This is a genomic window from Nostoc sp. DedQUE02 (assembly GCF_034531035.1).
In the GTDB taxonomy this organism is placed as follows: domain Bacteria; phylum Cyanobacteriota; class Cyanobacteriia; order Cyanobacteriales; family Nostocaceae; genus Nostoc.
Map to the genome: position 1 here is coordinate 455,906 of NZ_JAVRBY020000001.1, position 13,676 is coordinate 469,581.

Annotated in this window: 12 protein-coding genes; 4 read left to right on the top strand and 8 right to left on the bottom strand. The window is 40.5% G+C overall.

Annotated elements, in window-relative coordinates; translation table 11 throughout:
• Positions 1 to 293 precede the first annotated feature (293 nt).
• The 7 genes from RMX98_RS01930 to RMX98_RS01960 all read right to left on the bottom strand — a co-directional run bounded on the left by RMX98_RS01930 (position 294) and on the right by RMX98_RS01960 (position 4,043).
• Complete coding sequence (locus RMX98_RS01930) at positions 294 to 899, bottom strand: exopolysaccharide biosynthesis protein (RefSeq protein WP_322680566.1); 606 nt, start codon at positions 897 to 899, stop codon at positions 294 to 296.
• 165 nt (positions 900 to 1,064) lie between these two features.
• Entirely contained in the window at positions 1,065 to 1,949 is an 885-nt protein-coding gene (locus tag RMX98_RS01935) for a lipid kinase (RefSeq protein ID WP_322680565.1), read from the bottom strand.
• Positions 1,950 to 2,568: 619 nt separating this feature from the next.
• Positions 2,569 to 2,745 (bottom strand): hypothetical protein, encoded by a 177-nt coding sequence (locus tag RMX98_RS01940; RefSeq protein ID WP_322680564.1) that lies wholly within the window; start codon positions 2,743 to 2,745, stop codon positions 2,569 to 2,571.
• Positions 2,746 to 2,793: 48 nt separating this feature from the next.
• Complete coding sequence (gene arfB / locus RMX98_RS01945) at positions 2,794 to 3,210, bottom strand: alternative ribosome rescue aminoacyl-tRNA hydrolase ArfB (RefSeq protein WP_322680563.1); 417 nt, start codon at positions 3,208 to 3,210, stop codon at positions 2,794 to 2,796.
• A gap of 44 nt (positions 3,211 to 3,254) precedes the next feature.
• Entirely contained in the window at positions 3,255 to 3,509 is a 255-nt protein-coding gene (locus tag RMX98_RS01950) for an RNA-binding S4 domain-containing protein (RefSeq protein WP_322680562.1), read from the bottom strand.
• 61 nt (positions 3,510 to 3,570) lie between these two features.
• Positions 3,571 to 3,810: a hypothetical protein gene (locus RMX98_RS01955; protein ID WP_322680561.1), complete on the bottom strand. Its 240-nt coding sequence runs from the start codon at positions 3,808 to 3,810 to the stop codon at positions 3,571 to 3,573.
• 26 nt (positions 3,811 to 3,836) lie between these two features.
• Positions 3,837 to 4,043 (bottom strand): hypothetical protein, encoded by a 207-nt coding sequence (locus RMX98_RS01960; RefSeq protein ID WP_322680560.1) that lies wholly within the window; start codon positions 4,041 to 4,043, stop codon positions 3,837 to 3,839.
• Positions 4,044 to 4,213: 170 nt separating this feature from the next.
• Here RMX98_RS01960 and dpdE point away from each other — a divergent pair, with 170 nt between their 5' ends.
• The 3 genes from dpdE (at position 4,214) to RMX98_RS01975 (ending at position 9,883) form a co-directional block, all read left to right on the top strand.
• Positions 4,214 to 7,525, top strand: a complete 3,312-nt coding sequence (dpdE, locus tag RMX98_RS01965; protein ID WP_322680559.1) for a protein DpdE — start codon at positions 4,214 to 4,216, stop codon at positions 7,523 to 7,525.
• Between the two features lie 184 nt (positions 7,526 to 7,709).
• Positions 7,710 to 8,879, top strand: a complete 1,170-nt coding sequence (locus RMX98_RS01970) for a tetratricopeptide repeat protein (protein WP_322680558.1) — start codon at positions 7,710 to 7,712, stop codon at positions 8,877 to 8,879.
• Complete coding sequence (locus RMX98_RS01975; protein ID WP_322680557.1) at positions 8,870 to 9,883, top strand: hypothetical protein; 1,014 nt, start codon at positions 8,870 to 8,872, stop codon at positions 9,881 to 9,883. The genes RMX98_RS01970 and RMX98_RS01975 overlap by 10 nt, the downstream gene beginning before the upstream one ends.
• 218 nt (positions 9,884 to 10,101) lie before the next feature.
• Here the strand turns inward: RMX98_RS01975 and RMX98_RS01980 are convergent, their stop codons facing one another.
• Complete coding sequence (locus RMX98_RS01980) at positions 10,102 to 11,940, bottom strand: ELWxxDGT repeat protein (RefSeq protein WP_409880996.1); 1,839 nt, start codon at positions 11,938 to 11,940, stop codon at positions 10,102 to 10,104.
• Between the two features lie 549 nt (positions 11,941 to 12,489).
• Between RMX98_RS01980 and RMX98_RS01985 the strand changes: the two genes are divergently transcribed.
• Complete coding sequence (locus RMX98_RS01985) at positions 12,490 to 13,584, top strand: DUF4350 domain-containing protein (protein ID WP_322678925.1); 1,095 nt, start codon at positions 12,490 to 12,492, stop codon at positions 13,582 to 13,584.
• Positions 13,585 to 13,676: the final 92 nt, after the last annotated feature.

The window sequence follows — 13,676 nt, forward strand, 5'->3', positions numbered from 1 at the left end:
TTTTTTATTGCCCATATTATTTAATTGGGAAATAAAATAAATTTACTCATAAGTTTATTTTGCCCGGATATAGCAATTAATGAAGCGGATTAATAAATGGTAGATGCACCTTAATTAAATCACAGCCCTCAGCTTTTAGTTGAAGGCTTTTTTATTGCTGATATTTTTTCATGAAGAAAATAATTTTGTACACAACTTAAATCTTCCCGGATATGGCAATTAATCAAGCGGATTAATAAATGGTAGATGCACCCTAATAAATTACAGTCCTCAGCTTTTAGTTGAGGACTTTTTTATTTAAAGATAGATGGTAGCAAACTTGGAGCTAACCACACTGCATAACCAATAAATCCAAACATCAAGGTAATCAGGGTAGTAATGCCGTAGCTGATACAAATTAATAAACCATCAGATTCGATGGTGGCAACAGTCAAAAGTAAAATACCTATAGTAGGTATGGGATTTGTAAACGGAATTGGTAATATTAGTAATACTGTTAATAAAGAAATGCAAAACCCATTAATTCGCCAAATCAAAGGATTATGGGCTATTTTTGGCAATCGGGGACGGGCTATTTTCTGTAAAACTTTGGTAAGCCGTCCCAAATTTTGCAAAAGCAACTGGGCGAAGGGACGAGGAAATTTGTAGTTAGCAATTCTTTTTGGTAGCCAAGGCGATCGCCTTCCTAAAACCATTTGCACTGACAACAGTAAACAAGCACCACCAAATGGGCCAGTTAATCCCGGTGGCATCGGAAATAAAAAGGGTAAAACTAATAATGTAATTACCAGGCTGAAGCCTCGTTCTGAGGTCTCTGCCAGAATATCACCTAGAGTTAACGGTTGTTCAGCTAGGCGTTGCAACAGGGACTTTATATCTTGAGAAAATCTCAGATGCATTTGGCTTGAATTGATGCGAGTTCCCACACTTGTAGTATAGGGAGATAGAGGAGAATAATTTCTAACTCTGCCAATTTTAGATTTTGGGTCGCACCTTTGGTGCGCTTACAGCGCAACTTGGAGTTTAGATTGAGGGAAAATCTAAAATCTAAAATTGAATGAATCCTAACTCTTGGTTTCTGGGGGTACAAAAACAGCTATAGCTTTAGGTATAACCCGAAAATGAGCAGGTGTGTAGGTAGTGATTTCACCATCTGTATTGATTGGGCGCGGTTTGCGAGTATGTACTTTTATTTCTTGACCTTGAAGGGAGCGTACACTCTGCCAATGTATATGTCGCCCTTGTCGCATTGCGGGTAGTAATAATATAACCTGCCACCAGTGTTGAATTTCCAAGCTATAAAGGTCTAGCCTTTGATCGTCTATTGTCGCATCGTCAGCTACTGCCATACCACCACCGTAATAGCGACCGTTACCGACAGCAATTTGCACTGTTTTGACGTGAACCGATTCACCGTTGATTGCAATCTCCGCAGTAAAAGGTCTAGCTTCCAAAATCACTTGCAATGCAGTGGCAGCATAAGCAAATACTCCCCAACGGCGCTTGACTTCTTTGGTAAGCCGTTCGGTAATTTTTACACTCAATCCCATACTGGCAACGTTAAAAAAGTGCTTGCCATTCACACAACCCAAGTCGATGCGCTGTAAATTTCTAGAGGCAATAATTTGGCAAGCTTCGTTGAGGGAATTTGGGATTTCTAAAGTTCTCGCTAGATCGTTGGCAGTTCCCAGAGGCAAGATTCCCAAAGGTAACTGAGTCTCAATTAAAGCATCTACTGCGGCATTGAGAGTGCCATCTCCTCCGCCAATAATTACCAAGTCAACTTCATGCTGATAGCGAAGTATAACTTCAGTAAGATGTTTAGGGTCTTCTGTTGACTCCTCAATTAAATCAAAGTCGAGTGTCTTCAGATATTGAATCGCTTCCGACAAACCCTTTTGACCTTGGCGGGCATGACGATTTACTAACAGCAGTGCGCGGGAACTCATGGTTAGTACCTTTTGTAATTGAGATGTCTAATTATATGCATCTATGTATTCTGCTTGATGTTGACTATAAAAAAGTGTTTAAGCTGCGATTAAAATTATCAAAAATTTCTTTGGTTAACGTTTATTATATTATGACTACTAATTTTGAATGTTTCTTTTTATCTAGTTTAGTTAAATTTAAGTATTGATTTTATAAGATAGGTCATCATTCAAATAATATTATGCCAAAGATAAGAATATTTTTCATCAATATAGATACATATTGATATATGAGCTTTGTATAACTACTATTAATACTTGTAGCGATTCTGGTTTGAGTAAGTTACAAGAACCCAACCCTGTAAGTGAGGAGGGGAATATGATGTACCTGATTTAATTGGAAAATACGATGTACCGATTATTTGTGAACCTGCACAAAATCAAGCTGGGTGAGACAAGTTGCTCACATAATTTGTTCTCTGCAACCTCAAAGGTAATCAGTTATTTAATTTCTGCTTGAGCAAACAATTATGTATGTCAAATTCTGCTGTGACAGATTGTAAATTGTCTATTGTAATGCGATCGCACCTTAGAAACGGATTTTTCGAGTAAATCCCTCTCTCCATTTTGAATTTTGCTTTTATGACTTTTTCGGGTTGCTATCGCCACCAATAAGTGTTTGAAACACGTCCCCTAGTAAAAAGAAAAATGCCGAAACTACCACTACAAGCATCAAACTAGCAAGGGCAGCAAAAGGAGAAATGATAAACAAGATTAAAAGCGCAAACATCAAAATGTTTAGTAATGTCTTATTCATCTTTTTTGATATTGAATAATAGGTTGTTTTCTAAAAATAATCGATAAATCAACAATCTGTCACCTGTCTTCTGTTAGATTTAATTTGCCCGTGCTTATTTTTTTGGTCAAGGCGTTTTCTTTGAGAACTACGAGTTGGTTTAGTGGGTTTGCGTTTTATCGTCACTACAACTGCGCTTTGAATGAGTTTTTGAAGTCGTCTCAATGCTGACTCGCGATTGCTCTCTTGGCTACGATGTTCTTGGGCTTTAATTACAATTACTCCATCTTGGTTAATGCGTCGATCGTTGAGCTTGAAAAGCTGTTGTTTATAATAATCGGGTAATGATGAAGCCGCAATATCGAAGCGCAAGTGAATCGCGGTAGAAACCTTATTCACATTTTGACCTCCCGCTCCTTGCGAGCGAATTGCAGTAATTTCAATATCAGTCTGTGGGATAATAACTTTGTTGGAAATTTGCAGCATTACTCACAAGGCAAAAGAGAAACTTTTAAATTTGGGATAAACTTTTACTCGGTTTGTTCGGTGAAATCTATCACTTCATTGGCATCTTCATTGTTGTTTAAATTCACCTCTAAAGTCTGTCCTTGTATTGTTACTTTATCGCCAGGTACTAGTCGGCGTCCTCGTCGAGTTTCCAGCGTACCGTTTACTTGGACATCGCCACCTTGAATCATCAGCTTGGCTTGACCTCCAGTTGGCACTATACCCATCAATTTTAAAAATTGATTTAACTTAATTGTGTTATCTCTGATTTTCTTCATCGTAAATAAAGGTACACGATCTTAATTGTATCGTGGCTTATCAAGCCAAAGCGTAAATCTTTTACATCATATAATCAGTTAAATACAGCTTTTTATTAATTTTTAGCAAATTAAATTTAGCAATACCCTGCAATGCCAATGCATCGGCAAACAATGCCATTGCGTCGGCAAACAATGCCATTGCATCGGCAAACAATGCCATTGCGTCGGCAAACAATGCCATTGCATCGGCTGACAATGCCATTGCGTCGGCAAACAATGCCATTGCATCGGCTGACAATGCCAATGCGCCGCCCTGCATTTAACAACGCTACGCTTTTAGTTTATCTAAACTGTATATATGTAGATGCACAGCAATGGTGTATCTCTACTGCGTGCTGTATTTACCTGAAAATTGCTGATTTTTTTAATTAGCTCTGGTGGAGCGACGCTGAGTAGCCCGCACTTCTCTAGAAGATGCCGCGCGTAGCTTGCTTCTATTAAGTGGTGTGGCATGGTTCGACTCCGCTCACCAGCCGGTTCGGCTCCGCTCACCAGCCGGGTTCGACTCCGCTCACCAGCCGCTCTATTACCCTCGTAGACATCGCTCTAACAAAAACTGTAATAGCAGTTTATTATCTATAATGTTGATCGACAAAACTGCCAGATATAGCTGAACAAACTAGTCTGGAAGGTTCTTTTAGTGTGTTCAGGGGACTGGATCTATGATTAAGCTCGGTTTATTGGTACAGTCCCAGAATAACTCTTTGGGTATCGGAAAAGTTACGGAAATATCTGATGCCAATGCAATAGTTGAGTATTTCTGCTCTATAAGCCAACGTCTGCAAAAAACTTTACCTTTAAATTCGCTCTCTCAAGTCAAGCTTGAACCTCAAGCTCGATGTTACATCAAGCTCAAAACCCAAGATAAATGGATAGTTGGCAGAGTTTTTATCTGGGATGAAGATACAGAAATGTATCAAATCGATTTACCAGATAAGAAAACTGCGATCGCTTCTGTTGAAGATATTTACGTTCGTTGCAATTTACCCAACACAGATCCTATCGAAACTCTGGCGATGAAGGGTCACGAAACGCCTTACTTCCACGATAAAAGACTGGCTTTCGTGAAATCCTTGATTAAGCAACGCGCTGTCAGTCGGGGGATGACAGGATTGATTTCGGCAAATATTAATCTTTATCCTCACCAAGTTGAAGTAGTCAGGCGGGTACTGGAAGACCCAATTCAACGTTACTTGTTAGCAGACGAGGTGGGACTCGGAAAAACTATCGAAGCGGGTGCGATTCTCCGTCAATTTCTTCTTGATGAGCCGAAAAAAAATGCGGTGGTATTAGTTCCGCAATATTTACTCAAACAATGGCGGACTGAGTTAGAAAACAAGTTTTACATCTCCCATTTTGGCAAACGGGTAGCGGTGCTGGCGGTTGAAGATATTCATAAAATCAACCTGAAAGCGAAGATAGGCTGCTTAATTTTAGATGAAGCTCATCATATTGCAGCGATGGCGACCTCTAAGGATGCAACAGTGCGCCAGCGTTTTCAGACTTGCAAAGAACTTGCTCATAAAAGCGATCGCTTACTTTTATTATCTGCCACTCCTGTTCTCAATCATGAGCAGGATTTTCTGGCCATGTTGCACTTACTCGACCCCACAACCTATAAACTGGGCGATCTAGCAGGTTTTCGCGCCAAAGTTGAAAGCCGTCAGCAAATTGGTAAACTTCTGCTTTCTTTTAAAGAAGATGCAGAAGCAGAGGTTCTCAAAAGCAACTTGCAGCAATTGCGAAACCTCTTGGCTGAGGATGAGTATTTACTGAAGCTGGCGGATGATTTAGAAAATTGTTTACAAGCAAATTCTAGCGAGCAAGAGCAAATCGTCCAAGCGATTCGCGTCCACGTCAGCGATATCTATCGACTACATCGGCGAATGCTTCGCAACCGTCGCGCTGCGGTGGAAGATGTGATATTTGACCGCAACTTTACGCCCAAAGAAGAGTACGATTTAGACGAGCGATCGCTTGATATCCACGAACTCCTCAATCAATGGCGGAGTGTTGCTCCTGCTGAAAAGCAATATCAGCGAGTTTTTCTGCTGTTATTTCTAGCTGCTGGTACTTGGTTAGGCATTTTAGAGCAGGTAATTACGGCGCGTTTAACTGGTAAGCCTCATGCTAAACTCATCCAGGAGTTTAAAGAAGATGATATTCGCCTATTAACTACAACCCCCAAATTCTCAGGCGAAGAAGAGATTCTGCAATCCTTACTAAAAATTATTCGTCAACCTCAAGAGGACGGACAACGGACGGAAAGTTTGAAAACACTGTTACTGAATCAGCTAGGTACTTATTTCAAAATTCCCGCAAACGTTCGGAAGAATCAAAAGGAATTCATCACCAGAATACAGCAAAGAATCAAGAGACCAATTAGTGGCGATATTCTGCCCAAATTTATTGTATTTACCAGTTTTGTGCAAACTTGTGGCGAAATTGTCCGGTATTTATCTAATACCTTTGGTGCAGAGACAATAGCCAGCCATCAATTTGGAGAATCACCCGACAAGGTTGAGGAAGGCTTAAATAGGTTTAAGAATAACCCAAACTGCTTTATTTTAGTATGCGATCGCTCTGGAGAAGAAGGGCGTAACCTCCAGTTTGCCGATTGGTTAATTCATTTTGACCTGCCTTGGTCGCCGAATCAATTAGAGCAGAGAATTGGCAGACTTGACCGCATTGGTAGCAAAATTGGTATCCAATCTAGTGCCTTGATTGGCCCATACTTGGAAGATAGCCCTCACAATGCTTGGTATAAAGTATTAAAAGATGGATTTGGTATCTTCCAACAATCAATTGCTAGTCTCCAGTTTTATGTCGATGAGAAACTTGCAGAATTAGAAACAGTTTTGTTTCAATCAGGTGCTACTGGATTGTTAGAAATGGTGTCACCAATTCAAGAGCAAATTGAAGCAAAAATAGCTAAAATTAGCGAACAAAATGCTCTAGATGAAATTGATGCCAACGATGAAATTGCAACCCAGTATTTTCAAGATTTAGATAATTACGATGCTTGCCATCTAGAAATTAAGCGAGCAATTGAAGGCTGGATTTGTGACGCGCTGGGATTCAGGGGAATGAATAACCCAGATTCATCAGAAATGCGACGTTATCAACCGACAACACGTACCTTGGTTCCCATAAATGAGTTAAAAAACCGTTTTGCTGAGAGTTCTCTAGACCAATTTGGTACTTATAATCGCAGAGTAGCAAATCAAAATGCTGGTATTAAACTCTTTCGAGTTGGAGAAGGATTTGTTGAAGCACTGTTGAATTATATAAACTGGGATGATCGGGGTGAAGCCTTTGCAATGTGGCGCATTGATACATCTTGGGATGCTAAAGAAGGAAAGGAGTGGTTCGGTTTCCAATGCAATTATGTAGTCGAGGCAAATTTAAGAAGTGCCAAACAAGTTTTACTAGATAACAAACTAGATAATTCTCAATTCAAAAACTTGCAGCGACGTGTTGATGCTCTATTTCCGCCAATTATAGAAACTATCTATGTTGATGGTCGTAAAGAACCAATACGGGTTGTTGAAGATAAAGCACTCTTAAGTATTCTGCAACGTCCATATAAAGATAAAAACAATAATCAAGGACGAGATTACAATCTAGCAAAAGAGCGCTTAGAAATTATTGACGATTTTGTTGACCCTAGTAAATGGCAAAATTTTTGCTATCAAGTGCGTAACACTTCTTCGGAATTACTCTCTAATCGTGCCGATTTTATTGAGTTATGCCAAAGTTGTGCTACTGTTGCTGAAAAGAAATTAGCCAATAGAGTAGAACAATTACGCCTACGTCTAAACCAGCAAAGTTGGGATAATGCATTAGCTGAAGAATTGAAGATAGAAACTGCTTTAAATGCAGCTATTTTACAAGGAATTCGCCAGCCTCAGATTAGGCTTGATTCCGTGGGTTTCATTATTGTATCGGGGCGCTCGCTTGTGCAATTTGAGTGATATTACGTGCAGTTAAATAGCTTTGATAATCCTATTTAATTTGCAAATACTGAGAGCCTCAGATCCTTGCCTTTTTAAAGAAGGCGAGGATATTTTTATTCTGGTGTTACTGATGACATTGCTGTAAAAACATATATAGTAGTGCCTATATATAAGGCAGGTTGTCATTAGTAATTGCAACAGTATGTTAATTAATGAATTAAGAGATATTAATTTAATTATTTTTCCTGACTGGTCTAATTTAGAAACTGCGATGCCTTCTCTACGGGAGGCTGCGCCAACGGCGAACTTCTCTACGAAACGCTTCGCGAACACTAACGCAGAAGACTTGATGCATGTTCTCAGAACTCTTTTCACTCATCCAGCTAGACAAGAAATAACTCTGCTAATTGACACTCGAACTTTATCGGATGAACTACAGGATAATGCTAACTCATTGCTTTTTGAGACAGTTTTAAAACTTAGCTTAGAAGAGGCTTTCTCTGAAGACTTGAATGTAGGGCTTACGGGACAGTTAACCACACAAGAATGGTCTATTATTAAATCATTAATAAACTTTCGTATCCCAATTAATAACGAAGATAGCCACATTATCCAGCAGCACGAAATTGCCCAAGTTCCCAGATGTGATTTGTCAAAAATAGAACAACCAACTATTTATGAAGCGGCTCGACTAGAATCTTGGCAAAGATGGGGCGACTATTTCGCAGACAGTGAATTGCCTGAAAACGCTATTCCATATTACAGCAGGTATTTATCCAGTTGTCCGCACCAGATTAACTATTATCTGAAGCTAAGTAATGTTTTGTATAAAACTGGTAAGATGCAAGCGGCTATCGAAACATTGCAGAACGGTATTAGCAATTGCCCTCAAGCAGAAGAACTCTATTACTGGCTGATTATTCGCTTAAAGCAAAGCCACAAGTATCTGGAAGCTCGTAACTTGGCTCAACAGGTTACAGAAAAGTTTCCTGAAAACTACGTATTTAAGATGTTGAGATATCTTATGTTGCCAGAAATTTATCATACTTCTCAGGAGATTGATACTTACCGAGCATGGTTTCAGGATGGGTTAGAAAAACTGATTCAAGAAATAACAATTAATAGCCCCGATCAACAAAAGAAGGCTTTCATAGGAATCAGCCATCATACAAATTTTTTCCTTGCATATCAGGCAAAAAATGATGTGCTATTACAGCAGCAATACGGACGGCTAGTTCACCAAATTATGGCGGCAAATTATCCGCAATGGATTCAGGTGCGTCCGATTTCTTCTATTAGCAACAATCAACGAATTAAAATGGCTATCTTTCCTATTTTTTGTGTGGCTGGAGTGGAACAGCTTTGTTCTTAAACTGGCTGAAATACGCAGATAATCAAAATTTTGAAATTTATTCATATCATATAGGGCATCAAATTGATGCTGCTACTCAATTATTTCAGTCTTATAGTACAAAGTTTTATCATTTGCCGAATAATTTAGAACAGATTTGTCAACAAGTTATTGACGATCGCCTTAATGTGTTAATTTTTCCAGAATTAGGAATGGATGCTACAACACTATGTATTGCTGGACTCCGTTTAGCACCGATTCAATGTATGGCTTGGGAGCAACCTGTAACTTCTGGACTACCCACCATTGACTATTTTTTATCTAGCGAACTGATGGAGCCGGTGAATGGGCAATATCACTACACCGAAAGCCTTGTCCGTTTGCCTGGTGTTGGGATTTCTTATCCTGCTATCAAAGTTGACTCAGTTAGCCGTAACCGATTATTTTTTGGATTACGAGAAAATGCGATCGTCTACATCTCTAGTCAAGCTGCCTATAAATATCTACCGCAGCACGATTACATTTATGCAGAAATTGCCCGTCAAGTTCCCAACGCTCAGTTTATGTTCCTTCGCTCTGGAATTTCTCAAGAACGTCTGAAACGGGCATTTGCGGCTGTAGGGTTAGATAGTCTTGACTATTGTGTATTCTCTCCTGTGCTACCACGTGATGATTACTTTGACTTGCTTTCTTTGGCAGACATTTATTTAGATACCTTCGAATGGGCGGGTGGTAACACAACACTGGATGCGATCGCCTGTTATTTACCAATTGTCACTTGTCCTGGTGAGTTTATGCGGGGGCGTCATTCTTATGGTTTCTTGCAAGCTATTGGTGTAACACAGACAATTGCAGATGATACCTCACAATATATTCAGATTGCAGTACGATTAGCCGTAGATATTGATTGGCGATACTCAATTCGTGAAGCCTTAAAACTGTCAATCAACGTTCTGTTTGACAATCCCACTGCTACCCAAAACTTAGAAGCATTCATCAAACAGGCGATCGCTTTGAAAGACTAAAGCAAGTAGATTTTGACTTTGCCTGAGAAATAAGTAAGTATTAACACTAGTGTATCGCAGCAGAAATAACTATAATTTTTGCCGCGATGCACTAGTTATCGTTTCCATGCTGAATATGGAAACGATAACCGATTTAACCTTTCTGTCACCAAGAATGATAATTTCCTTTCCCCTTGACAATGTGTCTGCGATCGCGAGGGTTTTACTTAGTTATTTCATTAGATAATCACAGTAATATTTGCACTAGTAAGCAGCGCCTGATTTGAGAACTGGGCGATCTGAACTTGTGCAGCACTACCAACCCCATCTTTATCAAAGAATAGGTTCCCGGTAGCTTGATTGTAGATAAAGCGATCGCCTGCTGTTGTAGCATTAGTACCAAGTCGGAATAAGCCCGAATCGAGTGTAGTATTCTGAGATTGGCTCAGTCCAAATTCTGCCTTGGAAATGAAGATAGTATCATCTGCAAGAGTAAAATCAGCGATGACATCATAGCCTCCAGTGCGGCTACCAGCAAGGTTGAAGCTATCTCGCCCAGTTCCACCAGTCAGCACATCTCGACCAATTCCACCAGATAGTAAATCATCACCTGCACCACCAAGCAAGGTATCATTGCCTGAGCTACCAAAAAGGCGATCGTTGCCATTTTCTCCATTTAAGATATTAGCCCCAGTATTTCCTATCAGGATGTTCTTAAGGCTGTTACCAGTACCATTGATTGCTTTGCTTCCAGTCAGCGTCAAGTTCTCCAGGTTATTTCCCAATACCCAACTTACTGAAGACTTAACTAAATCTCTACCTGCATTAGCGGATTCAAAGATAGAATCGCTGATATTGTCTACGATGTAAATATCATTGCCTTTACCACCAATGAGGCTGTCAACTCCTGCACCACCATCTAAGAAATCATTTCCATTACCGCCATTGAGGGTATCGTTATCACCTAGTCCAAAAAGCTTGTCATTGCCCTGGAATCCAGAGATGATATCTTTGTTCTCCGTACCAGTCAGCTTGTCTGCTGCTGTTGTGCCATTAATTTCATTAGTGATTTGTACGTCAAGCTTATAAAGTTCCTGCCCGGAAAGACCATTGTTAGCAGAAAAGTAGAGTTTGCCATTAACGTAAGTTAGGTTATTGGGGTAAGAACCATCTATGCCAGGGTTGATATCCTGGAGGCGGACGGTACCAGCTTCAGTGCCATCAGTTTTCCACAGTTCATAGCCTCCACTACTATCAGATGCACTCAAGTACAGCGTGCCATTGACATTCATCAGTTGTTGCGGGTTGAAGCCACTCGTACCAGGGTTGATGCGGACAGTACCAGCTTCTGTGCCATCAGTCTTCCACAGTTGATTACCCTCACTGCCGTCATAGAAAGTGAAGTATAGTGTGCCATTGACATTCGTCAGATTGTCTGGAGAAGAGTAGTAGTAGTAACCGTTGCCAGAATTAATATCCTTGACGCGGCCGGTACCAGCCTCAGTGCCATCACTTTTCCACAGTTCATAGCCGCCCTTGCCGTTATAGGCATTGAAATACAGCGTGCCATTGACATTGATCAGATTGTTCGGGGAAGAGTTACTCCTGCCATTGATATCCTTGACGCGGACGGTACCAGCCTCAGTGCCATCACTTTTCCACAGTTTATAGCCCTTATTGCTGTCAGATGTAGTGAAGTACAGCGTGCCATTGACATTCGTCAGATTATTTGGGGAAGAATCACCCGTGCCAGAATTAATATCCTTGACGCGGACGGTACCAGCCTCAGTGCCATCAGTCTTCCACAGTTCATAGCTTCCACTGCTATCAGATGCAGTGAAGTACAGCGTGCCATTGATATTCGTCAGATTGTTCGGGGAAGAGCGACTCTTACCAGGGTTGATGGGGACAGTACCAGCCTTAGTGCCATCAGTCTTCCACAGTTCATTGCCCCCACTGCTGTTAGATGCAGTGAAGTACAGCGTGCCATTGACATTCGTCAGTTGTTGCGGGTTAGAGTCACCCGTGCCAGAGACGATATCTTTGATGAGGATAATCGATGCTTCTTGTGTTGTCATAACCGTTTCTCCTTAAACCTTTAGATCGGAATCACAAGCGAAATCAGGCGTTGGGAGACGCCTTAAGTGCAATACCTATGTAAGAATGCGATCGCTTATTTCCCTAGCTTCGTTTTTTTTTAAATTAAACAGCCTCAGCAAATATATCTAACTTCATACTTGATTTATAAACTCCTCGTAAATTCTCGGACATTGGTCAAGTATTGATAAAAATTATATTTTTGACTTTACCTGAGAAATAAGTTAAGTATTAACACTAGTAGTTCACCAAGGAAACTTGGCGGGGTAAAGGGGCAAGGGGAAAGGGAAAGTGGCGTTGCAGAACAGAGGGATGAATTTAGGCAGGCAGGGGAGGCAGGGGGTGCTGGCGTTGCAGGGTGGGAGATTTTATAACTTGCGAAATCATCCTGCAATTATGCAACGCCGGGAAAGTTATTCTTTTACCCTTTAACCTTTACCCAATTCCTGCGCCCTCACCTAACAATTTTGGTTTGGCAGACTACTAGCGATCTTGACCTGAAACGAAGTCGATTATAGTAAAAGCCAAAAATGAAACGTTCAAATCGCCTTGCTTGGATGTCCGCGATCGCACTCGCTGCGATCGTTTTACTTAGTTTGTTCGCGGCTCCCAATAATACTAAACTTAATACTGGCTCTACTTATAATCGCGCTCCTGATGGCTATGGTGCTTGGTATGCTTTTATGCAACAGCAGGGAACTTCTATCAAGCGCTGGCAAAAGCCTTTTAGTGATATTCAGCTAGAGAACAACCCAGTTACACTCCTACAGATAGGCGGCCATCCAAGGGACACCACACTGGATAGTCAAGAGCGTGAATGGGTAGAAAAGGGGAATACTTTAGTAATTTTGGGTGCGCCGGCACGGGTTACGGAAGCGGAGTTTAGCACTATGCAAAAATCTCCTCAAGGTGATATTAAAATTGATACACGTAGACGATATAAAAAAGCTAACTCCCAGCAAGTTGATTTAGGCGATCGCTTTGGTGCTGTTGTCTGGGAAGAAAGTTACAAAAAGGGAAAGGTAATTTTTTCTACCACTCCTTATTTAGCTGCTAACGCCTACCAAGATTATTTAAGTAATTTCAAGTATTTATCTAGTTTAGTTACTCAAAAAAGTAACACAGTATTTGTCGATGAATACATCCACGGCTATAAAGATGCCGATGTCAGGAAAAAAGAAAGCGAAGGAGATTTATCTAGCTTTTTTGCTAAAACTCCTGTATTTCCAATATTGGTGCAAGTAAGTATCCTGCTATTAGTGCTAATTTGGGCGCAGAATCGCCGCTTTGGCAAGCCAGTAGCTTTAGATATAGCAGTTGTAGATAACAGTGAAGCATATATCCAAGCTTTAGCCGGAGTTTTGCAGAAAGCTGATACCACCAAGTTTGTTGTAGAGATGGTGGGAAAACAAGAACAACTACAACTCCAAAAAGCCTTGGGATTAGGGCAAGTACTTTTAGAACGTGAAACCTTGATCAATTTCTGGATAGAAAAAACAGGTGCAAGTGCAGCAGAATTAGATGCAGTTTTAAAGCTACAATCTCGCAAACAACCCATCAGTGAACAAGACCTGTTAAGCTGGTTGGGAAAATGGCGAAACATTAGATTAATTCGTAATTCGTAATTAATTTTTAGGAATTACAGCAGATTTTAAGGAAAGTGTTGTACACAAGCTCGCGTTTCCAAGCCAGGTATAAAATCTGTTTTACTTCTGGA

Coding starts and splice junctions, on each gene's coding strand:
- RMX98_RS01930 (WP_322680566.1), bottom strand. CDS start 899: ATGCATCTGAGATTTTCTCAAGATATAAAGTCCCTGTTGCAACGCCTA.
- RMX98_RS01935 (WP_322680565.1), bottom strand. CDS start 1,949: ATGAGTTCCCGCGCACTGCTGTTAGTAAATCGTCATGCCCGCCAAGGT.
- RMX98_RS01940 (WP_322680564.1), bottom strand. CDS start 2,745: ATGAATAAGACATTACTAAACATTTTGATGTTTGCGCTTTTAATCTTG.
- arfB (WP_322680563.1), bottom strand. CDS start 3,210: ATGCTGCAAATTTCCAACAAAGTTATTATCCCACAGACTGATATTGAA.
- RMX98_RS01950 (WP_322680562.1), bottom strand. CDS start 3,509: ATGAAGAAAATCAGAGATAACACAATTAAGTTAAATCAATTTTTAAAA.
- RMX98_RS01955 (WP_322680561.1), bottom strand. CDS start 3,810: ATGCAGGGCGGCGCATTGGCATTGTCAGCCGATGCAATGGCATTGTTT.
- dpdE (WP_322680559.1), top strand. CDS start 4,214: ATGATTAAGCTCGGTTTATTGGTACAGTCCCAGAATAACTCTTTGGGT.
- RMX98_RS01970 (WP_322680558.1), top strand. CDS start 7,710: ATGTTAATTAATGAATTAAGAGATATTAATTTAATTATTTTTCCTGAC.
- RMX98_RS01980 (WP_409880996.1), bottom strand. CDS start 11,940: ATGACAACACAAGAAGCATCGATTATCCTCATCAAAGATATCGTCTCT.
- RMX98_RS01985 (WP_322678925.1), top strand. CDS start 12,490: ATGAAACGTTCAAATCGCCTTGCTTGGATGTCCGCGATCGCACTCGCT.